This is a genomic window from Saccharopolyspora hordei, from assembly GCF_013410345.1.
Lineage (GTDB): Bacteria > Actinomycetota > Actinomycetes > Mycobacteriales > Pseudonocardiaceae > Saccharopolyspora > Saccharopolyspora hordei.
Genome location: NZ_JACCFJ010000001.1, coordinates 4,428,164 through 4,451,565, shown reverse-complemented (window position 1 = coordinate 4,451,565; position 23,402 = coordinate 4,428,164). Strand labels below are relative to the sequence as shown.

Genomic DNA, 23,402 nt, shown 5'->3' with positions numbered 1-23,402 from the left:
CGATGGCCGTGCTCGAACCGATCACCGCAGCTCCGGCGAGCCGACGCTTCCGGCACGCGCCCGGCAACGCGCTCGCCGGGCTGGGCTGGCAGTTGTCCTTCTACCTGCGCGCTGTGGCCCTCGCCCCGGTCACGTTGCGCAAGTACCCGCGGGAGACCGCTCGGCTGCTGACCGAGGTCGTCTTCGGCAGCGGGGCGCTGGCGGTGATCGGCGGCACGCTCGGCGTGATGATCGGCATGACCGTGGCCACCGGCGCGGTGGTCGGGTTGCAGGGCTACTCCTCGCTGGACCAGCTGGGCACCTCCGCGCTCACCGGGTTCATCGCCGCCTACTTCGACACCCGCGAGGTGGCGCCGCTGGCCGCGGGCCTCGCGCTGTCGGCGACGGTGGGCTGCGGGTTCACCGCGCAGCTCGGCGCGATGCGGATCTCCGACGAGATCGACGCCCTGGAGGTGATGGGCGTGCGGACCGTGCCGTACCTGGTGACCAGCCGGGTGCTGGCCGGGGTGACCGCGGTGGTCCCGCTCTACGTGGTGGGTCTGCTCGGTTCGTACTTCGCCTCGCGGTTCATCACCGTGTCCTTCTACGGCCAGTCCGCGGGCACCTACGACCACTACTTCCACCTGTTCCTGCCGCCGGAGGACGTGCTGTGGTCCTTCGGCAAGGTGATCCTGTTCAGCATCGCGGTGATCCTGACGCACTGCTACTTCGGCTACACCGCGCACGGTGGGCCGGCCGGGGTCGGGGTCGCCGTGGGCCGGGCGGTGCGCACGTCGATCGTGCTCATCACGGTGCTGGACTTCTTCCTCAGCCTGGCCATCTGGGGTTCCACCACGACCGTGCGGATCTCCGGATGAGGGCCGGGGAGGGCAGGCGCCGCTACCAGGCGCTCGGGATGGCGTTCCTGGTGCTGGCCGGGTTGTTCTTCGCGGGCACCATCGCGATGTACCGCAAGGCGTTCACCCCGGTCGTGACGGTGAGCCTGGAGACCGACCGGATCGGCAACCAGATGCGGGTCGGCGCCGACGTGAAGGCGCGCGGCGTGGTGGTCGGCGAGGTCCGCGCGGTGCGGACCGTCGGCGACCGCGCGGTGCTGGAACTGGGGCTGCGGCCCGAGCACGCGGAGATGATTGCGGCCACCGCGTCGGCGCGGTTGCTGCCGAAGACGCTCTTCGGCGAACGCTACGTCGCCCTGCAGGTCCCGCCGACCGCCGGGACGCGCGCGCTCGAGGCGGGCGACGTGATCCCGCAGGACCGCAGCAGTTCCGCCATCGAGATCGAGCAGGTGCTCGAGGACCTGCTGCCCGTCCTGCAGGCGGTGCAGCCGGAGAAGCTGTCCACGACGCTGACCGCGGTCTCGCAGGCGCTCGACGGCCGCGGCGAGCAGCTGGGCGACACGCTGGTGCAGCTCGACAGCTACCTGGAGCGGTTGAACCCGTCGCTGCCGAAGCTGGAGTCGGTCGTCGCGCGCATCGACGAGGTGGCCGACACCTACGGCGACGCCGCGCCGGACCTGGTGCAGGCGCTGGGCGACCTGACCACCACCAGCCGGACGATCGCCGAGCAGCGCACCCAGCTGCAGACCATGATCAGCAGCACCACCGGCAGCGCCGAGCGGCTGGACCGGTTCCTCTCGCTCAACAAGGACAACCTCATCCAGCTCACCAGCACGTCGCGGTCCACGTTGGAGCTGCTGGCCGAGTACTCCCCGGAGTACCCGTGCATGCTCAAGCAGTTCGCCGACTCCATCCCCAACGGTGAGTTCTCGTTCGGCAAGGGCACCGAGCACCCCAACATCGCGAAGTTCACCATCGAGATCACCGGCAGCCGCGGCAAGTACGTGCCTGGCAAGGACGACCCGGAGTACCTCGACCAGCGCGGCCCGCGCTGCTACCCGTGGGTCGAACCGCCGGACACCTTCCCGCAGTACCCGCCGGGTGGACCGGTGCAGGACGGCTCGACGTTCCCGGAACCGCCGCTGGACCGCGACGAGGTGTTCCCGTGGGCCGATCCCGCGCCGACCACGGCGCAGTCGGTGGTGAACTCGCCCGCCGAGCAGGACCTGCTCTCGACGCTGCTGGCGCCGCAGCTCGGCGTCGCCCGCCAGGACGTCCCGGAGTGGAGCGGGCTGCTGGTCGGGCCGGTCTACCGCGGAGCCGAGGTGGAGGTGAGATGAGGTCGATCACGGCACCGCTGCTCAAGCTCTCCCTGTTCGCGCTGATCACGGTGGTGCTGACCGGGGTGCTGGCGATGACCATCGCCGCGTCCACGTCCAGCGCGTCCCACCGCTACACCGCGCGGTTCGTCGACGCCTCCGGGCTCGACGTCGGCGACGACGTGCGGATCGCCGGGGTCAAGGTCGGGCGGGTCACCGACCTGGAGCTGGTCGACGGCGATCAGGCGCTGGTCGGCTTCGACGTCGACTCCCACCGGCGGCTGCCCGCGGACGTCTCGGCCACGGTGAAGTACCGCAACCTCGCCGGGCAGCGGTACCTGTCGCTGGACGCCGCGCTCGAGGGAGGCGAGGACGTGCTCCCGCCGGGCGGGGAGATCCCGGTGGAGCGCACCCACCCGTCGCTGAACCTCACCGTGCTGTTCAACGGCTTCAAACCGCTGTTCCAAGCGCTCTCGCCGCAGGACGTCAACCAGCTGTCCGCCGAGATCGTCCAGGTGCTGCAGGGCGAAGCGGGCACAGTGGACAGCCTCCTCGCGCACACCGCGTCACTGACGAGCACCATCGCCCGCAAGGACGAGGTGATCGGCCAGGTGATCGACAACCTGAACACCACGATCAGCGCGGTGAACGCGCGTGGCCCGGAGCTGGGCGAGCTGATCGGCTCGTTGCAGCAGCTGACGACCGGGCTGGCCGAGCAGCGCGAACCGGTGGGCGAGGCCATCGCCGCGCTGGACGAGCTGGCCGCCACCACCGGCGGTCTGGTCGACGAGGCCCGGGAACCGCTGCGGCGCGACATCGTCGAGCTCGACCGGCTCACCAGCGTGCTCAACGCCGAGATGCCGAAGCTCGAGCACGACCTGCAGACCGTCCCGGACCGGTTGGGCGCGCTGACCCGGACGGTGAGCTACGGCAGCTGGTTCAACTTCTACCTGTGCCGGTTGTCGGGCACCGTCGGCATCGCCGAGCTCGACGTCAAGGTCCCGATCCTGCCCGTCCCCGCGACCGAGATGCCAGAGAGGTGCAAGCCGTGAAACCCCTCAAGGAGCGCGACCAGGCGGTCGTCGGCGTGGTGACGATCGTGCTGCTGGTGTGCGCGACGGCGGCCGCGTTCTTCGCCAAGGACCTCCCGGTGCTCGGCGGACGCACCTACCAGGCCTACTTCACCGAGTCGGCCGGGCTCTCCGCGGGCGACGACGTGCGCATCGCCGGCATCCGCAGCGGCGAGGTCACCGACGTCGCGCTGGAGGGCGACCGGGTGCTGGTGTCGTTCCGCGTCGACGACGCGGACGTCGGCGACCGCAGCCGGGCCGGCATCGAGATCAAGACGCTGCTCGGCGAGAAGTTCCTGGCGCTGCACCCGGACGGCGAGCAGGAGCTGTCCGAGCCCATCCCGGTGGAGCGCACGACCACGCCGTTCGACATCCCCGACGCGCTGACCGAGCTCACCCGCACCACCGACCAGATCGACACCCAGCAGCTCGGGCAGAGCTTCGCGGTGCTCGCCGACACGCTCCGCGGCGCACCCGCGCACTTCGGCGAGGCGGTGGACGGGCTCGCCGCGTTGTCGCAGACCATCGCCTCGCGCGACCAGCAGCTCGCCGAGCTGCTCCGCAGCACCAGCGGGGTCACCGAGATCGCCGCCGACCGCGACCAGCAGGTGCAGCGGTTGGTCTCCGACGGCAACGCGCTGCTGACCGAGCTGCAGCAGCGCCGCGAGGCGATCTCGTCGCTGCTGCGGGGCACCCAGCGGCTCTCCGACGAGCTGCGCGGCCTGGTGGCCGACAACCAGGCGCAGCTGCAGCCGACGCTGGACCAGCTCAACCAGCTCACCGAGATGCTGCAGCGCAACCAGGACGACGTCGGGCGGACCATCGCCGCGATGGCGCCGTACGTGCGCGGGTTCAACAACACCGTGGGCAACGGCCGGTGGTTCGAGGGCTACATCTGCGGGCTGCTGCCGCCGGTGGTCAACGCCGGCCCGCTGCAGACCAACCCCACGTCCTGCGAGCTGCCGGTGCCGAGCCGACCCGTCGGAGGTGACTGATGCGCAAGCTGGTCGGGATCGGGTGCGCGCTGGTGCTGGTGGCCGCCGCGGGCCTGTGGTGGGTGTTCAGCGACCCGGGCAAGCCGCTCACCGCGTTCTTCGACAAGGCGGTCGGCCTCTACGCGGGCTCCAGCGTGCGGGTGCTGGGCGTCGAGGTGGGCCGCATCGACGCGGTGGTGCCGCAGGGCGAGGTGGTCCGGGTGGACATGCACCTCGACGACGACGTGCCGGTGCCCGCGGACGTCAAGGCCGTGGTGGTGGCGCCCAGCCTGGTCAGCGACCGCTACGTGCAGCTGACCCCGGCCTACTCCGGTGGACCGGAGCTCGAAGCCGGTGCGGTGCTGGGGGAGGACCGCACGGCGACCCCGGCGGAGCTGGACGACCTCTACCGCAGCGCCAAGGCGCTCGCCGAGGCGCTCGGGCCGGACGGCGCCAACCGCGAGGGCGCGGTGACGGACCTGCTCGGCACCTCCGCCGACGTGCTGGAGGGCAACGGGGCGGACCTCAACGCCACGGTCCAGCGGCTCGGGGAGCTCGCCGGAACGCTCCAGGAGAACCAGGGCGACCTCTTCTCCACCGTGGACAACCTCAACCGGTTCACCGCCGCGCTGGCCGCCAGCGACGAGCAGATCCGCCAGTTCCACGGCCGGCTCGCCGACGTCACCGGGTTCCTGGCCGAGGACCAGGACGAGATGGGCGCGGCGCTGTCGTCGCTGTCGGCGGCGCTGGGCGACGTGACGACCTTCATCCGGGACAACCGGGAGCAGATCGCCTCCAACGTCGAGAACCTGACCGGGGTGACGCAGGCGCTGGTGGACGAGCGGGAGGCCTTGGCGGAGGTGCTGGACGTGGCCCCGCTGGGGGCGACGAACTTCATCAACGCCTACGACGCGGCCTCCGGCAGCGTCAGCGTGCGCGGCCACTTCAACGAGCTCACCCAGTCGCCGATCCTCATGATCTGCAAGCTGGTGCAGAACACCACGCCCGAGCCGCTGCCCGGGGAGATCAAGAAGGCGTGCGACGAACTGGCGCCGCTGCTCGACGACGCCCTGCAGCTGCCGTCGGTCGGCGAGGCCCTGCACCACGTCCAGCAGGGGGAGCTGCCGCCGCTGCCGCTGGTCGGCCAGGTGCCCGGGGGTGGCAACCCGTGAGGCGGTGCGCACTGCTGCTGTCCCTGCTGCTGGTGGCCGGCTGTTCGACGGGCGGCTTCAGCGGGCTCTACAACGCGCCGCTGCCCGGCGGCGCCGAGCTGGGCGACCACCCGTACGAGGTGAGCGCGCACTTCGCCGACGTGCTGGACCTGGTGCCGCAGTCCCACGTGAAGGTCAACGACGTGCCGGTCGGCCGGGTGGAGCGCATCGAGCTCAGCCTGGACAACACCACGGCGCAGGTGTTCATGTCGGTCAACGGTGACGTCCGGCTGCCCGCCAACGCCGTGGCCCGGTTGCGCCAGGCGAGCCTGCTGGGGGAGAAGTTCGTCGAACTCGCCGAGCCCCCGGACCCGGCGCCGGGCGAGCTCACCGACGGCGCGGTGATCCCGCTCGAGCGCACCAACCGCAACCCCCAGGTCGAAGAGGTGCTCGGTGCGCTGTCGATGCTGCTCAACGGCGGTGGGGTGACGCAGCTGCAGGACATCGTGCGCGAGCTCAACAGCGCCTTCGCCGGCAACGAGGAGCAGATCCGGTCCCTGCTGGCGAACCTGGACGAAGCGGTGTCCAGGTTGGACGGTCAGAAGGAGGAGATCACCCGGGCCATCGACGCGCTCGACCGGCTGTCGGCGACGCTGCGCGACCAGACCGGCACGATCGCGACCGCGCTCGACGACATCGGGCCGGGGTTGCGGGTGCTCAACGAGCAGCGCGACCAGCTGGTGACGATGCTGGAGTCGCTGGACCGGCTCTCCGGTGTCGCGGTCGACACCGTCCACCGCAGCAAGGACGACATGCTCGCCGACCTGCACGCGCTCGCGCCCACGCTGCAGCGGCTCGCCGACACCGGCGACGCGCTGCCGGACGCCATCGGCTTCCTGATGACCTACCCGTTCCCGGAGTACGCGATGAACGCGCTCAAGGGCGACTTCGTCAACGCCGACGTCCGCGTCGAGATCGACCTCGGCAGCATCCTCGAGAACCTGACGCGCTCCTCCGGGCCGCTGCTCCCGCTGCCCGGGCTCACCGACGCCGGCCAGTCGGGCCTGCGGCTGCCGCCCCCGGTCCCGCCGCTGCCGCCGCTGCCGCTGCCCGGCCCACCCCAGCAGGGAGGCGATTGATGTTCAGCCGCAAGACCAAGGTCCACCTGGCGCTGATCCTCGTCCTCGCCGTGGTCGGCATCGGCTACACCGGTGGCGAGTACGCCGGGCTGGGCCGGCTGTTCGGCGGCGACGGCTTCCCGGTGACGGTGCGGCTGGCGGAGTCCGGCGGGCTGTTCACCAACTCCGAGGTCACCTACCGCGGCGTCTCGGTCGGCCGGGTCACCGGGATGCGGCTGACCGAGGAGGGCATCGACGTGGAGGTGCACATCGACGACTCCGCACCGCCGATCCCCGCCGACACCCGGGCGGTGGTGGCCAACCGGTCCGCGGTCGGCGAGCAGTACCTGGACCTGCGGCCGCAGCGCGCCGACGGCCCGCGCCTGGAGGCGGGCAGCGTCATCGAGCAGGACCGCACCGAGCTGCCGCTGCCGCCGGAATCGCTGCTGGTGGACCTGGACCGGTTGGTCGGCAGCGTCCCGACCGACGACCTGCGCACGGTCGTCGACGAGGTCGGCACCGCCTTCACCGGCACCGGCACGCACCTGCAACGCGTGCTGGACGCCACCAGCTCGGTCGTCGCAGCCGCCGACCAGCACCTCCCGCAGACCACGGACCTGCTCACCCACGCCGACGTCGTGCTGCGCACCCAGCAGGAGCAGACCGAGGAGATCCGGTCCTTCAGCAGCGGGCTGCGGCAGATCACCGGGCGGCTCGCGGCGTCCGACCCCGACCTCCGCGGGATCGTCGAGCGCGCTCCGGAGGCCACGCACGAGGTCGACGCGCTGCTCGCGAGCGCGGCCACCGACTTCGGCGTGGTGGCGGCGAACATGCTCACCACGATGAAGCTCACCGAGGTGCGCACGGCGGGCGTGGAGCAGCTGCTGGTGGCGTTGCCGGTGGTCTCGTCCTTCACGCACACCCTGTCACCGGACGGGACCGGGCACCTCGGCCTGACGCTGAACTTCTTCAACCCGATGGCCTGCACCCGCGGCTACGAGGACACCCCGCGCCGGCCGGGCAGCGAGACGTCTCCCGGCCCGGTCAACGAGAACATCCACTGCGCGGAGCCGAAGGGCAGCGTGATCAACGTCCGCGGCTCGCAGAACGCCCCGCGCCAGCCGGTGCCGGACCCGGTGCCCCCGCCGCTGCCGTTCACCCCGTGACCGCGGGTCGCCGTCCGAAGTGGACCGTCTTCGCGGTGAGCAGGAACAGGTCCGGGCGGCGGTCGAGCCCCAGCGGGTCGGCCGGGTCCAGCAGCCGGTCCAGGGTCGCGAGGTCCTCGGCGTCCAGGTGGTCCCGCAGGCCGTGCCGGAACCGCTCGACCGTGCCCCGCACCCACCGCCGGGTGCGGTCGTCCAGCGGAGCCGGGCGGTCGACCAGGAACGTCCGGCTCCACACCCGCTCCAGCCCGGCCGCGCGCAGCAGGTCCGCCCAGGACTCCGGGACGGGCAGTGCGGTGCGCTCGCGGTGGGACCGCTCGGACGCCGCCGCGTCGAGGCGGGCCTGCAGGCCGGGGCGGCCGAACCCGACGTCGTGCGGCAGCCAGCGGGTCGGCAGCCCGCCCTCCACGACGGCCAGCGCGCCGCCCGGCCGGAGCAGGCGCACCAGCCGGTGCAGCGCGTCCCGCGGGTCGCCGACGTGGTGCAGGACCTGCGCCGCCCAGACCAGGTCCGCGGGCTCCAGGTCGGCCAGCCCCGCCGGGAACTCGGCGACCCGGGTGTGCAGCCGGACGCCGAGCCGCTGCGCCCGCTGCTCGGCGCGGTGCAGCAGCTCCGGTGACCCGTCGACGGCGATCACCTCCGCCTCGGGGAAGGCATCGGCCAGCAGGCAGGCGGCCACTCCGGGGCCGCTGCCGACGTCCACCACCCGCCGCGGCTCCAGTCCCGCCAACTCGGCCAGCGCCTGCCGCACGGAGGGCTGGTGCGCTTCGCCCTCGAGTTCGAGCACCTCGGCCATCGCGGCCCAGTCGTGATCGGTCATGCACCCTCCTGTCCGTCCTGGGCACCACGGTGCGCGCGACTTCGCCGAGTTGACAAACCGCTTTGCCGGTTCTGCAATACGACCGTGGATGACGTGCTCGCCGCGGTCGGACCGCGCCTCCGGAGCATCCGCCGGCAGCGCGGGTGCACCCTGGCCGCGCTGTCGGAGAAGACCGGGATCTCGGTCAGCACGCTGTCGCGCCTGGAGTCGGGTCGGCGCAAGCCGAGCCTGGAGCTGCTGCTGCCGATCGCCCACGCCCACCAGGTGCCGCTGGACGAGCTGGTCGGCGCGCCACCGGTCGGCGACCCGCGGGTGCGGATGAAGCCGTACCAGCTGGGCGAGGCCACCACGGTGGTGCCGCTGACCCAGCAGCCGGGCGGCCTGCAGGCGTTCAAGATGATCATCGGGGTGCAGCGCTGCGAACCCGACCCGCGCACCCACGAGGGCTACGAGTGGCTGTACGTGCTCAGCGGGCGGCTGCGGCTGGTGCTCGCCGAGCACGACGTGGTGCTCAAGGTGGGGGAGGCCGCCGAGTTCGACACCCGTCTCCCGCACTGGTTCGGCAGCACGGGCGAGGCCCCGGTGGAGGTGCTGAGCCTCTTCGGTCCGCAGGGCGAGCGCATGCACGTCCGGGCGAAGCCGCGCTCCGCGTGAGCCGCTGACAGCCCTCCCACCTGCGCGGTTTGCCCAGGTGGCCGCGGTGGTGAGCCCTTCCCATACTGGGGGTGTCGGCCTCGCAGGACTCGACGCGGGCGAGTCGGAGAGGAGTCTGGGATGGGGCGCGCGGTTGGTATCGACCTGGGAACGACGAACTCCGTCGTGGCCGTCCTGGAGGGCGGCGAACCGACGGTGATCGCCAACTCCGAGGGCTCGCGCACCACGCCTTCGGTGGTGGCGTTCTCCAAGAACGGTGACCTGCTCGTCGGTCAGCCCGCGAAGAACCAGGCGGTCACCAACGTGGACCGCACCATCCGGTCGGTCAAGCGGCACATGGGCACCGACTGGACGGTCGAGATCGATGACAAGACCTACACCCCGCAGGAGATCAGCGCCCGCGTGCTCATGAAGCTCAAGCGGGACGCCGAGTCCTACCTCGGTGAGGAGGTCACCGACGCGGTCATCACCGTCCCGGCCTACTTCGACGACGCGCAGCGGCAGACCACGAAGGAGGCCGGCCAGATCGCCGGCCTGAACGTGCTGCGGATCATCAACGAGCCGACCGCGGCGGCGCTGGCCTACGGCCTGGAGAAGGGCGAGAAGGAGCAGACCATCCTGGTCTTCGACCTCGGGGGCGGCACCTTCGACGTGTCCCTGCTCGACGTCGGTGAGGGCCTGGTCGAGGTCAAGGCCACCTCGGGTGACACGCACCTGGGCGGGGACGACTGGGACCAGCGCATCGTCGAGTGGCTGGTGGACCGGTTCAAGGCCTCGCACGGCATCGACCTGACCAAGGACCGGATGGCCATGCAGCGGATCAAGGAAGCCGCGGAGAAGGCCAAGATCGAGCTGTCCAGCTCCTCGCAGACCAGCATCAACCTGCCGTACATCACGGTGGACGCGGACAAGAACCCGCTGTTCCTGGACGAGACGCTCTCTCGCGCCGAGTTCGAGCGGATCACCTCCGACCTGCTGGAGCGCTGCCGCAAGCCGTTCGCCAACGCGGTCCGGGACGCCGGGATCAAGGTGGGTGACATCAACCACGTGGTGCTGGTCGGCGGCGCGACGCGGATGCCCGCGGTGACCGGGCTGGTGCGCGAGCTCACCGACGGCAAGGAGCCGAACAAGGGTGTGAACCCGGACGAGGTCGTCGCGGTCGGCGCCGCCCTGCAGGCCGGTGTGCTCCGCGGTGAGGTCAAGGACGTCCTGCTGCTGGACGTCACCCCGCTGTCGTTGGGCATCGAGACCAAGGGCGGCATCATGACCAAGCTGATCGAGCGCAACACCACGATCCCGACCAAGCGCTCGGAGACCTTCACCACCGCCGAGGACAACCAGCCGTCGGTGCAGATCCAGGTCTTCCAGGGCGAGCGCGAGATCGCCGCGCACAACAAGAAGCTCGGCAGCTTCGAGCTCACCGGCATCCCGCCGGCCCCGCGCGGCGTGCCGCAGATCGAGGTCACCTTCGACATCGACGCCAACGGCATCGTGCACGTCTCGGCGAAGGACCTCGGCACCGGCCGCGAGCAGTCCATCAAGATCAGCGGTGGGTCGGCGCTGCCGAAGGACGACATCGAGCGGATGGTCAAGGACGCCGAGGCGCACGCCGAGGAGGACCGGAAGCGCCGCGAGGAGGCGGAGACCCGCAACCACGCCGAAACCCTGGTGTACCAGACGGAGAAGGTGCTCACCGACAACGCGGACAAGGTCCCGGCGGACACCCGCGACCAGGTGCAGGACGCGATCAAGGAGGTCAACGAGGCCCTCAAGGGCGACGACGTGGACCGCATCCGCTCGGCGGTGGAACGCCTCTCGACCGCCTCGCAGAGCATCGGCCAGGCGATGTACGGGCAGCAGCACCAACAACCGCAGGACGCCGGGACGACGGGCCAGAGCACCACCGCGGACGACGACGTCGTCGACGCCGAGATCGTCGACGAAGACGACAAGAAGGAGTGAGCGGCGGGCGGCGGAGGAGCCGACGTCCCGAGGCCGATCGCACCTGGCGTGCGAGACCTTGATCATCGGTCGGTTAGCCTGCTGTCGTGCTCCTCCTCGCCATCTCCGCTGCGCTGTTCCTCCTCTTCGTCATCAGCTTCGTCCGGGATCGCCGTCGGGTGCGCAACGGCGTGTACCTGTTCTTCTGCTTGATGTTCCTGATCGCCGGAGGGCTGATCTCGCTGGCCGGGGTCTCCGAGTGGGCCGCGGCACTGCTCTTCATGTGCATGGTGCTGCTGGTGCCGGTCACCGTGCTGGTGCTCGCCGTGTTCCTCATCGCCAACGGGATCACCATGCTGCGCCGCGAGGGCAGGCGCGTGGCCAACCTGCTGTCGCTGGCCGCCGGGCTCGGGATCGTGGCGTGGGTCGTGGTGACCTCCGTCGCCGGTCTCATCCAGTGGGAGCCGCTGGTGGCCCTCGTGGAGGCGATCGGGAACGTGCTGTTCTACGTGTCGTTCGTCTTCGTGTGCTTCCTGCTCTACTCGTTCGTCTACGGGAAGTTCCCGCACCGGACCGAGGTCGACTTCATCGTGGTGCTCGGGTCGGGCTTGCTCGGCTCCCGGGTCCCGCCGCTGCTGGCCAGCCGCCTCGACCGCGGGCTCGAGGTGTTCGAGGCCCAGCGCGCGAAGGGACGGCAGCCGGTGCTGGTGACCTCCGGCGGGCAGGGGCCGGGTGAGGACCTGCCCGAGGCGCGGGCCATGGCGGACTACCTCATCGACAAGGGCGTTCCCGCGGACCAGGTCCTGGTGGAGGACCAGTCGCGCACCACCGAGCAGAACCTGCGGTTCAGCAAGGCGCTCATGGCCCAGCGCAAGCCCGACTTCCGGTGCGTGGTGGTCACCAACAACTTCCACGTGATGCGGGCCGCGCGCATCGCCCGCGCCGAGAAGGTCAACGGCCAGGTGATCGGTTCGCCCACCGCCCGCTACTACTGGCCGAGCGCGACGATCCGCGAGTTCGTGGCGATCTTCCTGTCGCACAAGGTGATCAACGGCGGCATCTGCGTGCTGCTGTTCCTCGGCGGCCTGTTGTCCGCGCTCTGACGTCCGGGAGGCGAGCGCGCCCGGTAAGATCACCCAGTTCGTTCCTGGGGGCGCCGACGTCGCCGCCCTCTGCGCTGATCTGTCCTTGACCGATGGGGGAGTTGTGAGCACCCGGATAGTCCCGGCTGTGGTGGCGATCGCTGTGGGCAGCGTCCTGGCGGTCGCGCTGTTCGTGCCGTACGTCGCGAGGCAGTACCGCAGACGCGGGGAACTCGGCATCGGCAACGCCGTGCTGGCCGTCTCCGGGCTGGTCTACAGCCTCGCGCTCGTCGCCTACGTGCTGCTCCCGCTCCCGCAGGTCGGCCCGGACTTCTGCGCGGTCCACGGCACGAGTGGTCCACAGTGGACGCCGTTCGGGTTCCTCGCCGACATGCGCGAGGAGGCGGTCGGCACCGGGATCGCCGCCACGTTGCGCAACCCGGCGCTGACCCAGGTCCTGCTCAACGTGGGCTTGTTCGTGCCGCTGGGCATGTTCGTCCGGTACATGTTCCGGCGCGGCGTCCTGGCCACCACGGCCATCGGCGTGGGCGTCTCGCTGCTGATCGAGACCACGCAGGGCACCGGGATCTGGTTCCTCTACCCGTGCGCCTACCGGTTGTTCGACGTCGACGACCTGATCGCCAACGGGGCGGGTGCGCTGCTGGGTGCGCTCGCGGCGCCGGTGCTGCGCGCCGTGCCGGGGCAGCGCCTGGACGCCGACCCGGGGCAACCGCGGCCGGTCACCAGGGCGCGGCGGCTGCTGGCGGCGGTCTGCGACCTGCTGTCCCACCAGCTCACGGGTGCTCTCGTCGCCGCCTTCGCCAACGTGTGCCTGCTCGCCGCGCACGGCGAGCTGGTCAGCGGCACCCGGGGGCCCGCCGAACTGCCCGGCTACGCCGCGGTCAACGCGGTGGCGCCCTTCGTGTCGTGGTTCCTGCTGGCGGTCGTCGTCCCGCTGGTGGGACAGGCCCCCAGCCTCGGCCAGCGCGTGGTGCTGCTGCGGGCGACGACGAGTGACGGGCAGGTGCCAGGGCCGGGCCAGCGGTTGCTGCGCAGCCTGTTCGGTGTCGGCGGTTACGTGCTCCTGTCCCAGCTGGGCTCGATGGAGACCGTCCTGCCCGCGTTGGGCCTGCTGTCGGTGTTCTCGTTCTTCTTCGGCCTGACCTCGCTGGTCGTGCTGCTCACCACGGCCGGGCGGCGCGGTCTCTCCTACGCGCTGACCGGGCTGCGGATGGTCGACTCCCGCGTGGTGGACCGGGCGGCGGTGCTCAGCTGACCCCGCGCGGCGAGGCGGGCAGGGTCGCCGCGACCTCGAACCCGCCGTCGGGCAGCGGACCGGAGCTGATCTCGCCGCCGGCCAACTGCACCCGCTCGGACAGACCGATCAGGCCCTGCCCGCCGCTGGGCAGGCTGCGCCGGAAACCCGCCGCCGGACGGCCGTTGCGGATGGTGACGGCGAGCTGCTCCGCCCCGTAGTCCACCGCGACGGTGGCCCGCGCGCCGCCGGCGTGCTTGTGGACGTTGGTCAGGGCCTCCTGCACCACGCGGTAGGCCGCGCGCTCCACCTGGTCGCCCAGGTCGCGGCGGTCGCCGGTGACGGTCAACTCGACGTCCAGCCCGGCGTCGCGGGAGGACGACACGAGCGACTCGAGGTCCTTGAGCTTCGGTCGCGGCGGTTCCGGGGTGTCGTCGCCGGGGTTGGCGCGCAGCACCCCGATCATCTGCCGCAGCTCGTCCAGCGCGCCCCGCCCCACCTGCTGGATGGTCGCCGCCGCGCTGGCCGCCTTCTCCGGGTCGGTCCTGGCGACCACCTCCAGCGCACCGGCGTGCACCACGACCAGACTCACCTGGTGCGCAACGGAATCGTGCATCTCGCGGGCGATGCGGGCGCGTTCCTCGCTGCGCGTGCGCTCCGCGATCAGGGCCCGTTCGCGCTCGGCGCGCTCGGCCCGCTCCACCCAGTGCACCAGCATCGCGCGGCGCCCCGCCATGTAGCGGCCGACGAAGACGGGGAAGAGCAGCGTGCACACCCACACCACGACGCCCGGGTGGAGGTCGAGGGTCAGTCCGTCGCTTCCCGTCTGCTGCCAGACGAAGTTGACCAGGACGATGAGCGCCGTGACTCCCCACACCCGGCCGTTCGTCCGGCCGTAGGCGCCCAGCGCGTACAGGGCGGGGAACAGCGCCATGGACGGCGTGATGAACAGGTGCCCGGCCGTGATGAGCAGCAGCGCGGTCACCGGGAAGCGGCGCATGCCGAGCAGCACCAGCGCGGAGGCCAGCGCCACGGCCAGCAGCGGCAGCGCATCGGCGGGATCCGGGTTGTTGGCCAGGACGCTGTAGGCGGACAGCAGGAAGGTGACCGCGCTGACGAACCCCAGCAGGACCCACCGCGGCACGCCCGCGAGCCAGGACGGCCGGGAACCGACGAACGGGGCTCCCTCCTCCGGTGCGACGGTGCTCGGTGGGGACGCGGTCAGCTTCTCGGTTGCCACACCGCGAGCCTATGGCACGACGTGGGGCATCGGATGAACCCCGGGTCGTACACCTGCGGTATGACGTGGTCGCGGTGCCCGCGAAACCCCGTGCGCCTGCGGGATGATCAGCGGATCGGCCTGGAGTGCGACGACCGCGCAGCGCCGCCCGCCCTAGCGTCGCGGCATGGTTCTCACGGAGGAAGAACGGTCTGCGGCACAGGCCGCGGTACCGGGACGCACCCGCCTGCACGGCGTCGACCTGGCCAGGGGACTGGCGGTGCTGGGCATGTTCGTCGCGCACGCGGGCCCGGCGGTGCTCGCCCCGGACGCCGGCAGCGCGGCCGAGTTCCTGGCGTCACTCGGCAACGGGCACGCCTCGATCCTGTTCGCCACCCTCGCCGGGGTCTCCCTGGCGCTGCTGACCGGCGGCAGCCGACCGCACGAGGGGCTGGCGCTGCGCCGCGACCGGGTGCGCGTCGCGGTGCGCGCGGTCGTGTTGTTCCTGCTCGGCATGGTGCTGACCCAGCTGGGCGCACCGATGATGGTGATCCTCTCGTTCTACGCGCTGTACTTCCTGCTGGCGCTGCCGTTCCTGCGGGTGCGCCCGGCGGTGCTGGCCGTGCTCGCCGCGGTGTGGGCGGTCGCCGGACCGGTCGTCTCGTTCGTCGTGCGCTCCGCGCTGCCCGGCAGCGGGAGCACGGCGGGCGGCGCGCTGTCGTTCACCGACCTGACCTCGTGGGACACCGCCGTCGCGGGTGTCCAGCGGCTGTTGCTCGACGGGGCCTACCCAGTGATCACCTGGATGCCGTTCGTGTTCGCCGGCTTGGCCGTCGGGCGGCTGGACCTGCGGTCGACCGCGGTGCGCCTGCGACTGCTGGTCACCGGTGTCGTCCTCACCGTGGTCGGTGCGGGTGGTTCGTGGCTCGCGCTGCACGTCTTCGGCGGTGTCCGGGCGCTCCAGCCGGTGCTGGACCGCCTGGCACCGATCGCCGCGCAGGTCGGCGAGGACCCGCTCGACCTGCTGCAGCAGCTGGGCTTCGGCGTCGCGCCCACGACCACCCCGGCGACCCTGCTGCTCAACGCCCCGCACACCGGGACACCGTTCGAGATCGTCACCTCCACCGGTGCTGCGCTGGCGGTCCTGGCGCTGTGCCTGGTCGCGGGCGACCACCTGCGCGTGCTGCTGGCGCCGCTGGCCGCGGTCGGTGCCCTGGCGCTCACCGTGTACGTGGTGCAGGGACTGGTGCTGGGCGCGGTGGTGGAAGGCCTGGGGGAGCAGCCGTGGCTGCCGCTGCTGGTCCTCGCGCTGGGGTCGCTGGTGCTCTGCGGGGTGTGGCGTCCGCTGCTCGGCCGCGGTCCGCTGGAGCGGGTGCTGCACTGGGCGTCCACCAGGACCGCCGACGTGGTCGTGCGCTGACCGTCGACCGGAGGTGCCGTGGTGCGGTGGTTGTATGGGCACGTGGACCTGCTTCGCCATCTCCGGTTCTTCGTGGCGGTCGCCGAGGAAGGGCACTTCGGGCACGCCGCCGACCGGCTCGGCATGACCCAGCCGCCGGTCTCGCAGGGCGTGCGGCGGTTGGAGACCAAGCTCGGCGTCACCCTGTTCACCCGGGGAGCGCGCGGAGTGCGGCTGACCACCGCCGGAGCCGAGCTGCTGCCCCGGGCGCGGGCGCTGCTCGACGGAGCCGAGCAGTTCGAGGAGGAGGCCCGGCGGCAGCGGGAGGACCGCGGCGCGGTGCGCATCGGCGTCATCCCGGCGCTGAGCGACCGGCAGGTCGCCGCCTGCACCGCCGCGGTGCGGGCGGCGGCGCCCGGTCCCGCCGCCCGCACCGTGATCACCACGACCGCGTCGACCACCGACCTCGTGGAGGCGGTCGCCGCAGGGCGGCTCGACTGCGCCGCGGTGCACCACCCCGCGCTGCTCGGCGCGCTGACCAGCGGCCCGGTCCTGACGCTCCCGCGCTGGCTGCTGCTCCCGGCGGACCACCCCGCCGCCGGTCGCAGACCGACGATCCGGTCGCTGCGCGGCCTGGCCTGCGCGACGGCACCGCGCAACCACGGGACGGCCGCGTTCGACCTGCTCGCGGACACGCTGCGGGCCAAGGGGCTCGCCCCCGAGTTCCTCCCCGCGCCGGGCGACCGGGACGCGGTCGCCGCGGTCGCCGCCGGGCGGGCGTTCGCGCTCACCGCGGACCCGCAGCTCGACGTCCCGGGCGTGGTGCGGGTCCCGGCCGGGGACGACTTCGCGCTGCGGGTCCGGTTGGTCTGGCAGGGATCCGCGGCCGAGGACGCGCGCACCGCGTTCGAGGCGTCGCTGCGGAGCGCGTCGTGAACCCGGTGGAGCGCCGGATCCGCGAGGTGCTCGCCGACGCCGGCGCCGAGGGGTGGGTGCACGCCACGCAGTTCGGCGGCGGACGGGAGATCTGCGTCGGTGCCGACGAGCTGGTGGTGACCGCCTCGGTGTACAAGCTGCCGCTGCTGGTGGCGCTGTGCCGGGCCTTCGACGCCGGGCGGATCGACCCGCGCGCGGCGGTGCGCATCGACCCCACCTCGTGCACGCCGGGCCCCAGCGGCTTCTCCACGTTCCTCGACCCGGTGACGGTGTCCTGGCGCGACCTGGCCGCGTCGATGGTGGCCGTGTCGGACAACGCCGCCGCGGACGTCATCCTCGGCGCCGTGGGGCTGGACGCGGTCGCCGAGGTGCTCGACGACCTGGGGTTGTCCCGCACCCGGGTGGTCGGCGGCACCGCTGACCAGCACGCCTCGCTGGTCGAGGAGCTGGGCACCACCACGGCGGCGGAGGCCTTCGAGCTGCTCGCGAACAACGACGCGGCGCGGACCGTCAGCGCGTACGACCCGGCGTACGCCAGCGCCACCACACCGCGCGAGATGACCCGCCTGCTGGAGCTCATCTGGTCCGACGCCGTCGCCTCCCCGCAGCAGTGCGCGTTCATCCGGCGGTTGCTGGGCAACCAGATCTGGATGCACCGGGTGCGGTCCGGTTTCCCGTTCCGCGGCGTCCAGGTGGCGGGCAAGACCGGCACCGTCGGCGCGGTGCGCAACGAGGTGTCGGTGGTGCAGTTCGACGGCGAGGAACCGGTCGCGGTGGCGGTGTTCACGCTCGCCGCGCGCGCCGACTCGGCGCTGCCGCGGGTGGACTCGGCGATCGGGGAGTGCGCCTGGATCGCGGTCAACGACCTCCGTTCCGGGCGGCTGTAGGAGATCTTTTCGTCGACCCGGAGCCCGGTGCGGGTGCCCGGGTGCTGCGTCCATAGCGATCCGCTATCGCCGCGCGGTCGGCCGCGGATTGGCGCGATCGCGCGCGGGCTGCTTCATTGGGTCCCGACGCTCTGACCACGGTGGACTGAACGGAGGAACCACGTGCAGCACAACGACGTCCGCTTGGGGCGACGCGCTGTCCTGGGCGCGCTGCTGGCGGTGCCGGCCCTGGTGGCGTGCGGCACCGGGGAGGGGGTTCCCGCGCCCGCGCCCGCTCCGGACCTGGGCGAGCTGGAGCGCCGCTACGACGCCCGGCTGGGCCTGCACGCGGTCAACGTCCGCACCGGGCGGACCCTGGTCCACCGCCCCCACGAGCGGTTCGCGCTGTGCTCGACGGTCAAGACCTACGCCGTGGCGGCCCTGCTGCGCGACCACAGCCTGGCCAGCGGCTACTTCGAGAAGGTCGTCCACTACGGGCCGGACGACCTGGTGAGCTACTCGCCGGTGACCGAGCAGCACGTGGACACCGGCATGACGGTGGCCGCGCTGTGCGAGGTGGCGATGACGGTCAGCGACAACACGGCGGCGAACCTGCTGCTCCGCGAACGCGGCGGCCCGTCGTCGATCGCGCCGTTCGCCCGCTCGATCGGGGACGCCACGACCCGCCTGGACCGGTGGGAGCCCGACCTGGGCACCGCGGTCCCCGGCGACGAGCGGGACACCTCCACCCCGGCCGGGCTGGCCGCGGGCTACCGGGCGCTGGTGCTCGGTGACGCGCTCGCGCCGCCAGAGCGGGAGCGGCTGACCTCCTGGCTGGTCGCCAGCACCACCGGCGACACGTGCATCCGCGCCGGGCTGCCGCCGACCTGGCGCACCGGGGAGAAGACCGGTGCGGGCGAGCACGGGACGCGCAACGACGTCGGCGTCACCTGGACCGACGACGGCACCCCGATCGTCCTCGCGATCCTCACCAGCAGGCCGCGGAAGGACGACGAGTACGACGACGCCCTCCTCGCCGACACCGCCCGCGTGGTCGCGGAGACCCTGGGCTGACCAGCACAGGCCACTGTGGACGGCCGGGTTCCTCCCGTCGGGGAGCGCAGTGCCGGCACCGAGTCGCGGAACCCTCAGCCCCGCTTGGCGCGGCTGGGGGCGACGCGCGGGGGTTCGTTGGGCTGCTTCGGGTACACCGGTGGCCACGGTGCGTCCTGCAACCCGCTCGCCATGTCCCGCTCGGACTGCTCCAGCAGCGACTCGAGGGACTGCGGCTGCCGGTCGGCCCACGGGTCACCGCGCTCGGCCACCCGGCCCGGCACGGTGGCGATGGTCAGCGAGTCCGGGTCGACGGTGTCCAGCTCGTCCCACCAGATCGGCGCGGACACCTGCGCGCCCACCCGCGGGCGCACGCACCAGGCCCCGAAGACGGTCTTGTGCGGGGCGTTCTGGTTGTAGTCGACGAACACCCGGGAGCCGCGCTCCTCCTTCCACCACTTCGCGGTGATCAGGTCGGGGTGGCGGCGCTCCAGCTCGCGGGCCAGCGCCACCGCGGCGGCCCGCACCTGGTAGCTGTTCCACCGCGGCAGCAGCGCGGCGTAGACGTGCAGGCCCCGCGACCCGGAGGTCTTGACCTGCGCGTCGACGCCGTGCTCGCCGAGCAGCTCCCGGGTGAGCTGCGCGGCCTCGACGACCTGCGGGAACGTCACGCCGGGGGAGGGGTCGAGGTCGATGCGCAGCTCGTCGGCGACCTCCGGGGTGTCGGCGTGGTAGGGCCACACGTGGAAGCCCAGGCAGCCGAGGTTCACCGCCCACGCGATGTGCGCCAGGTCGGCGGCCACCAGGGCGTCGCTGGTGGTCCCGTTGGGCGTGGTCACCACGGTGGTCTGCAGCCACTCCGGCGCGGACCCCGGCACCCGCTTCTGGAAGAACGACTTGCCGCCCGCTCCCTCGGGGTACCGCTCCAGCAGCAGCGGTCGACCCTGCAGGGTGCGCATGAGCGGGTCGGCCACCGACTGGTAGTACCGGATGAGGTCGAGCTTGGTCTCCCCGCGCAGGCTGAAGAACACCTTGTCCGGGTGGGACACCGTCACCTCGGTCCCCCCGAGCTCGAGCACCACCGAACCGCCCACGGCCGACCTCCCACCCGCTCGAGGTCAGCCTAGGGCTCACGGCCCCCGCACGCAGCGGCGTCAGGTGCTCGCCGCGGCGTGCTCGGCGCGGGCCTGGGCGTAGAGGACCTTCACCGCCGCCGTGACGGGGAGGGCGACCAGGGCGCCCAGGACGCCGGCCAGGGCTCCGCCCAGCAGGATCGCCAGGAACGCCGCCAGCGGGCTCAGCTCCACGGTCCGGGCGAAGACCCGAGGGGCAATCAGGTAGTTCTCGAACGCCTGGTAGCAGAGGAAGAACAGCAGCGTGACCACGGCCAGGGGCAGGCTCTGCGACAGCGCCACCAGGACGCCCGCCACCGAGGCCAGCGTCGCGCCGACCTGCGGGACGGCGTCGAGCGCGGCGACCACGAGGGCCAGCAGCGCCGGGTAGGGGATCCCGGCGACCAGGAAGAACACGTAGGACACCACGCCCGCGCACAGCGAGACCAGGGCCTGGCCGGTCACGTAGCCGCCGACCCGCCCCATGGCCGCGCGGACCGCGTCCGGGCGTCCGGGGTGGGCGGCCGACGCGCGCACCAGCGCTCCCTCGATCCGCGGCATGGCCAGGGAGAAGTAGACCACCAGCGCACCGGCCGTGCAGGCGGCGAAGACGCCGCCGAGCAGCGCCCCGAGGACGGCGAACCCGGCGCCCAACGCACTCACCAGGGCCGTCGCGGCCTGCTTGACGACCTGCTGGAGCTCCTGTTGGACGGAGGGGTCGGCCAGCTCGTCGCGCAGCCGGTGGTCGCCCAGGTGCACGCCCAGCTGGGACAGCAGCTGGGGCAGCTGGGCGGCGAAGTGGCCGACCTGACCGACCGCGGGCACGATCGCGAACAGCACGACGGCGCCGACGAGGAGCACCACCAGCAGGAGCACGGCGAGGACCGCGGCCCCGCGCCGCCAGCGGTGCCGGTGCAGCCACCCCACCACCGGCTCGATCCCGAGGGCGAGGAAGAAGCCGACGAAGATCAGCACGAGCATGGTCCGCACGCTGTAGGCCAGCGCGGCCAGCACCGCCACCGCGAGGTAGACGCAGGCGATCTGCGCGTGGCGCAGCAGGGACGGTGGCGCGGGCGGTCGCCCGTCCGGCGCGGGAGCGGAGTCGGCCATGGCGCACGCCCTCCCCGGTGTGACGACGCCCACCAGCATCGGCCACCACCCAGCGACCCGCCTGCGGAGGCACCGGACGGACGAGAACGGGGCCGCCCGGGAGTCCAGGCGGCCCCGTCCAGCGAGGTCGTCAGGTCACCAGCCGCGCTCGCGCCACTCGGCGAGGTGCGGGCGCTGCTCGCCCAGCGTCGAGTCGTCGCCGTGGCCGGGGTAGAACCAGGTGTCGTCCGGCAGCTCGGCGAAGATCCGGTTCTCCACGTCGTCGATCAACGACCGGAAGTCCTCCGGCGAGTTGGTCTTGCCCACCCCGCCCGGGAACAGCGAGTCCCCGGTGAACAGGTGCGGGTGGCCCTTCGGGTCGCGGTAGAGCAGGGCGATCGAACCCGGCGTGTGCCCGCGCAGGTGGATCACCGACAGCTGCGACTCCCCGACGGCGATGGTGTCGCCGTGCTCGACCAGGCGGTCCGGCGGCACCGGCAGCGCGTCGGCGTCGGCCGGGTGCGCCACCGTGAAGCAGCCGGTCTGCCCCGCCACCGAGCCCAGCGCCTGCCAGTGGTCGGCGTGCTGGTGGGTGGTGACGATGGTGCGCAGCCGGGGGCGCTGGTCGTCGTAGCCGAGCAGGTCGGTCAGCCGCTCGGACTCGTTGGCCGCGTCGACCAGCAGCGCGTCGCCGGTGCTGCGGCACACCAGCAGGTACGCGTTGTTGTCCATCGGGCCGACCGAGATCTTGGTGATGGTCAGCGCGTCCAGCTCCCGGCGAGCCGCCTTCCCGCCGGGCTCGACGTGTCCCGTGTACTCAGCTTCGAACTCCACGCACCGAGCTTAGAGCCTCCCCACGCGCTCGATCAGCACGCCGCCTCGGGCGCGAGACCCGCGAGGGAGGGGGGCCGGTCCCGTCGGGACCGGCCCCCCGGAGCCCGTGGTCGGGGAGCGGTCAGGTCGTGGCGCGCTTGCCTGGGACCACCAGCCCGTAGATCACCAGGACGGACAGCGCGATCACCAGCAGCGACCACAGCGGGAACGCCGCCAGGAACGCCAGGTGGCCGATCGCGCACAGCGAGGCCAGCACGATGCCGGTGGTGCGGGCCCACGTCATGTCGTACAGGCACCCCACCCCGGTGGCCACCTGCAGCACGCCCAGCACCAGCCAGATCGCACCCCACGTGGCGAAGTTGAACACCAGCAGCTGGCCCTCGCCGACGATGAAGTAGTCGGTGCGGAACAGCGCGGTGAACCCGTCGATGATGTTGAAGATCCCGACCAGCAGGATCAGCGAGCCGGCGAACGCCAGCCACCCGGACATCGCGGAGGCCTCCGGCGCGGAGGTCATCGCCCACTGCTTCTGCTGCTCGGGTCCGTGCGCGCGCTGCTCGGCCTGGTGGGTGTCGGCCCTCGGCTGCTCGGAGCTGGGACCGGTCTGCGGACTGGACATCGTGAGCGCCCCCTCTGCGTACTCGACGACTTCCGCTGCCAGCGTCGCGCGATCGGGCGACGCACGCAGCTCGGAGCGACGCGCGTCCGCAGCCGGTGTCCCTAGAGCCAGTCGGGGAGGTCGGGAGCGGTGCCCTGGAGGTCCTGGGCGTCGGTGCGGCCCAGCAGCCAGCCGAGCACCGGGCCCGGCTCGCCGCGCACGCGGCTCGGCGGGGCGGTGGTGCCGCGTAGCTCCCAGGTGCGCTCGTGGTCGCCGAAGTCGACCTCCACGGCCAGCGCCGGGACGTCCGGCCGACCGCCGAACTGCTGCACGACGTCCTCCAGCAGCTGCTCGGCGTCGGCGAGCGGGATGTCGGCGAAGTCCACGTCGTGGTCGAGGTCGACCAGGTGCACCCACACCTCCAGCAGGCGCAGCCGCAGCACGTGGTGGGCGGGCATCGGGTCGCCGACGGCGTCGGCGATCTCGGCGGTCCAGGCGTTCTCCGGCAGCTCCCGGGCGGAGCGCGCGAAGCGCTCGCAGGAGGCGGTCAGGTCCTCGACCAGCAGCCGGTGGCTGTGCTGGGCGCCCTCGGCGATGGCGTCGTCCCGGTCGTCCCCGCTGGCGTACATCGGGTGCTCGATCCCGGTGCGGGCCCAGATCAGCAGGTTGCTGGAGCCGTCGGCGTGGCGCGCGAGGTGGGAGATGACGTGCGCGCGGCTCCAGCCGAGCAGCAGGCTGGGCTGCCGCACGGACACCTCGTCCAGGCCCTCCACCGTGCGCAGCAGGCGGTCGGTGGCGCGCTCCACCTTGGCCAGCTGGGTGGTCACCTCGCGCGACAGCTGCGCGCCGGTCAGCTGGACGGTGTCAGCCATGGTCCACCTCACGGGACGGAGGGGTGCGCTGGGCAACGTGA

Annotated in this window: 22 protein-coding genes; 15 read left to right on the top strand and 7 right to left on the bottom strand. The window is 72.3% G+C overall.

Annotation, left to right across the window (positions count from 1 at the left end):
• The first annotated feature begins 2 nt into the window (after nucleotides 1–2).
• The 7 genes from HNR68_RS20375 to HNR68_RS20345 are packed head-to-tail and all read left to right on the top strand — an operon-like array spanning nucleotide 3 to nucleotide 7,634.
• Nucleotides 3–857 (top strand): MlaE family ABC transporter permease, encoded by an 855-nt coding sequence (locus tag HNR68_RS20375; protein ID WP_179723368.1) that lies wholly within the window; start codon nucleotides 3–5, stop codon nucleotides 855–857.
• Complete coding sequence (locus HNR68_RS20370; protein ID WP_179723367.1) at nucleotides 854–2,176, top strand: MCE family protein; 1,323 nt, start codon at nucleotides 854–856, stop codon at nucleotides 2,174–2,176. Before HNR68_RS20375 ends, HNR68_RS20370 begins: the two co-directional genes overlap by 4 nt.
• Nucleotides 2,173–3,207, top strand: coding sequence for an MCE family protein (locus tag HNR68_RS20365; RefSeq protein ID WP_179723366.1), 1,035 nt, complete (start codon nucleotides 2,173–2,175; stop codon nucleotides 3,205–3,207). Before HNR68_RS20370 ends, HNR68_RS20365 begins: the two co-directional genes overlap by 4 nt.
• Nucleotides 3,204–4,220 (top strand): MCE family protein, encoded by a 1,017-nt coding sequence (locus HNR68_RS20360; RefSeq protein WP_179723365.1) that lies wholly within the window; start codon nucleotides 3,204–3,206, stop codon nucleotides 4,218–4,220. The genes HNR68_RS20365 and HNR68_RS20360 overlap by 4 nt, the downstream gene beginning before the upstream one ends.
• On the top strand, nucleotides 4,220–5,371 hold the full coding sequence (locus tag HNR68_RS20355) for an MCE family protein (RefSeq protein ID WP_179723364.1): 1,152 nt from the start codon (nucleotides 4,220–4,222) through the stop codon (nucleotides 5,369–5,371). Before HNR68_RS20360 ends, HNR68_RS20355 begins: the two co-directional genes overlap by 1 nt.
• A complete protein-coding gene (locus HNR68_RS20350) occupies nucleotides 5,368–6,489 on the top strand; it encodes an MCE family protein (protein WP_343050283.1) in 1,122 nt (373 codons plus the stop codon). The genes HNR68_RS20355 and HNR68_RS20350 overlap by 4 nt, the downstream gene beginning before the upstream one ends.
• Nucleotides 6,489–7,634 carry an MCE family protein gene (locus HNR68_RS20345; protein ID WP_179723363.1) on the top strand — a complete coding sequence of 382 codons (1,146 nt, stop codon included), beginning with the start codon at nucleotides 6,489–6,491 and terminating at the stop codon, nucleotides 7,632–7,634. The genes HNR68_RS20350 and HNR68_RS20345 overlap by 1 nt, the downstream gene beginning before the upstream one ends.
• On the opposite strand, the gene HNR68_RS20340 is transcribed toward HNR68_RS20345, so the two are convergent.
• A complete protein-coding gene (locus HNR68_RS20340) occupies nucleotides 7,624–8,451 on the bottom strand; it encodes a class I SAM-dependent methyltransferase (RefSeq protein WP_179723362.1) in 828 nt (275 codons plus the stop codon). The genes HNR68_RS20345 and HNR68_RS20340 overlap by 11 nt on opposite strands.
• Before the next feature lie 84 nt (nucleotides 8,452–8,535).
• On the opposite strand from HNR68_RS20340, the gene HNR68_RS20335 reads away from it, so the two are divergent.
• The 4 genes from HNR68_RS20335 (at nucleotide 8,536) to HNR68_RS20320 (ending at nucleotide 13,404) form a co-directional block, all read left to right on the top strand.
• Nucleotides 8,536–9,105, top strand: coding sequence for a helix-turn-helix domain-containing protein (locus HNR68_RS20335; RefSeq protein ID WP_179723361.1), 570 nt, complete (start codon nucleotides 8,536–8,538; stop codon nucleotides 9,103–9,105).
• Nucleotides 9,106–9,225: 120 nt separating this feature from the next.
• Nucleotides 9,226–11,067 carry a molecular chaperone DnaK gene (dnaK, locus tag HNR68_RS20330; protein WP_179723360.1) on the top strand — a complete coding sequence of 614 codons (1,842 nt, stop codon included), beginning with the start codon at nucleotides 9,226–9,228 and terminating at the stop codon, nucleotides 11,065–11,067.
• Between the two features lie 86 nt (nucleotides 11,068–11,153).
• On the top strand, nucleotides 11,154–12,149 hold the full coding sequence (locus HNR68_RS20325) for an ElyC/SanA/YdcF family protein (RefSeq protein ID WP_179723359.1): 996 nt from the start codon (nucleotides 11,154–11,156) through the stop codon (nucleotides 12,147–12,149).
• Between the two features lie 127 nt (nucleotides 12,150–12,276).
• Nucleotides 12,277–13,404 (top strand): VanZ family protein, encoded by a 1,128-nt coding sequence (locus HNR68_RS20320; protein WP_343050282.1) that lies wholly within the window; start codon nucleotides 12,277–12,279, stop codon nucleotides 13,402–13,404.
• Here the strand turns inward: HNR68_RS20320 and HNR68_RS27485 are convergent.
• Nucleotides 13,397–14,623 (bottom strand): histidine kinase, encoded by a 1,227-nt coding sequence (locus tag HNR68_RS27485; protein ID WP_179723358.1) that lies wholly within the window; start codon nucleotides 14,621–14,623, stop codon nucleotides 13,397–13,399. The two genes, HNR68_RS20320 and HNR68_RS27485, sit on opposite strands and share 8 nt — an antisense overlap.
• Nucleotides 14,624–14,789: 166 nt before the next feature.
• Between HNR68_RS27485 and HNR68_RS20310 the strand changes: the two genes are divergently transcribed.
• The 4 genes from HNR68_RS20310 to bla all read left to right on the top strand — a co-directional run bounded on the left by HNR68_RS20310 (nucleotide 14,790) and on the right by bla (nucleotide 18,877).
• Nucleotides 14,790–16,022, top strand: coding sequence for a heparan-alpha-glucosaminide N-acetyltransferase domain-containing protein (locus HNR68_RS20310; protein WP_179723357.1), 1,233 nt, complete (start codon nucleotides 14,790–14,792; stop codon nucleotides 16,020–16,022).
• Between the two features lie 21 nt (nucleotides 16,023–16,043).
• Nucleotides 16,044–16,937, top strand: a complete 894-nt coding sequence (locus tag HNR68_RS20305) for a LysR family transcriptional regulator (RefSeq protein WP_343050281.1) — start codon at nucleotides 16,044–16,046, stop codon at nucleotides 16,935–16,937.
• Entirely contained in the window at nucleotides 16,934–17,824 is an 891-nt protein-coding gene (locus tag HNR68_RS20300; RefSeq protein WP_179723356.1) for a serine hydrolase, read from the top strand. Before HNR68_RS20305 ends, HNR68_RS20300 begins: the two co-directional genes overlap by 4 nt.
• Before the next feature lie 162 nt (nucleotides 17,825–17,986).
• Entirely contained in the window at nucleotides 17,987–18,877 is an 891-nt protein-coding gene (gene bla, locus HNR68_RS20295; protein ID WP_179723355.1) for a class A beta-lactamase, read from the top strand.
• Nucleotides 18,878–18,951: 74 nt separating this feature from the next.
• On the opposite strand, the gene ligD is transcribed toward bla, so the two are convergent.
• The 5 genes from ligD to HNR68_RS20270 all read right to left on the bottom strand — a co-directional run bounded on the left by ligD (nucleotide 18,952) and on the right by HNR68_RS20270 (nucleotide 23,361).
• Nucleotides 18,952–19,950, bottom strand: a complete 999-nt coding sequence (ligD, locus tag HNR68_RS20290) for a non-homologous end-joining DNA ligase (RefSeq protein ID WP_179723354.1) — start codon at nucleotides 19,948–19,950, stop codon at nucleotides 18,952–18,954.
• 60 nt (nucleotides 19,951–20,010) lie between these two features.
• A complete protein-coding gene (locus tag HNR68_RS20285; RefSeq protein WP_179723353.1) occupies nucleotides 20,011–21,078 on the bottom strand; it encodes an AI-2E family transporter in 1,068 nt (355 codons plus the stop codon).
• Between the two features lie 135 nt (nucleotides 21,079–21,213).
• Nucleotides 21,214–21,891 carry an MBL fold metallo-hydrolase gene (locus HNR68_RS20280; RefSeq protein WP_179723352.1) on the bottom strand — a complete coding sequence of 226 codons (678 nt, stop codon included), beginning with the start codon at nucleotides 21,889–21,891 and terminating at the stop codon, nucleotides 21,214–21,216.
• Nucleotides 21,892–22,012: 121 nt separating this feature from the next.
• Complete coding sequence (locus tag HNR68_RS20275; RefSeq protein ID WP_179723351.1) at nucleotides 22,013–22,510, bottom strand: DUF7144 family membrane protein; 498 nt, start codon at nucleotides 22,508–22,510, stop codon at nucleotides 22,013–22,015.
• Nucleotides 22,511–22,611: 101 nt separating this feature from the next.
• Nucleotides 22,612–23,361 carry a maleylpyruvate isomerase N-terminal domain-containing protein gene (locus HNR68_RS20270; protein WP_179723350.1) on the bottom strand — a complete coding sequence of 250 codons (750 nt, stop codon included), beginning with the start codon at nucleotides 23,359–23,361 and terminating at the stop codon, nucleotides 22,612–22,614.
• Between the last annotated feature and the right edge of the window lie 41 nt (nucleotides 23,362–23,402).

Bases quoted from the DNA above. Each gene is read 5' to 3' on its own strand.
- HNR68_RS20375 (WP_179723368.1), top strand. From the start codon at position 3: ATGGCCGTGCTCGAACCGATCACCGCAGCTCCGGCGAGCCGACGCTTC.
- HNR68_RS20370 (WP_179723367.1), top strand. From the start codon at position 854: ATGAGGGCCGGGGAGGGCAGGCGCCGCTACCAGGCGCTCGGGATGGCG.
- HNR68_RS20365 (WP_179723366.1), top strand. From the start codon at position 2,173: ATGAGGTCGATCACGGCACCGCTGCTCAAGCTCTCCCTGTTCGCGCTG.
- HNR68_RS20355 (WP_179723364.1), top strand. From the start codon at position 4,220: ATGCGCAAGCTGGTCGGGATCGGGTGCGCGCTGGTGCTGGTGGCCGCC.
- HNR68_RS20345 (WP_179723363.1), top strand. From the start codon at position 6,489: ATGTTCAGCCGCAAGACCAAGGTCCACCTGGCGCTGATCCTCGTCCTC.
- HNR68_RS20340 (WP_179723362.1), bottom strand. From the start codon at position 8,451: ATGACCGATCACGACTGGGCCGCGATGGCCGAGGTGCTCGAACTCGAG.
- dnaK (WP_179723360.1), top strand. From the start codon at position 9,226: ATGGGGCGCGCGGTTGGTATCGACCTGGGAACGACGAACTCCGTCGTG.
- HNR68_RS20310 (WP_179723357.1), top strand. From the start codon at position 14,790: ATGGTTCTCACGGAGGAAGAACGGTCTGCGGCACAGGCCGCGGTACCG.
- HNR68_RS20285 (WP_179723353.1), bottom strand. From the start codon at position 21,078: ATGGCCGACTCCGCTCCCGCGCCGGACGGGCGACCGCCCGCGCCACCG.
- HNR68_RS20275 (WP_179723351.1), bottom strand. From the start codon at position 22,510: ATGTCCAGTCCGCAGACCGGTCCCAGCTCCGAGCAGCCGAGGGCCGAC.
- HNR68_RS20270 (WP_179723350.1), bottom strand. From the start codon at position 23,361: ATGGCTGACACCGTCCAGCTGACCGGCGCGCAGCTGTCGCGCGAGGTG.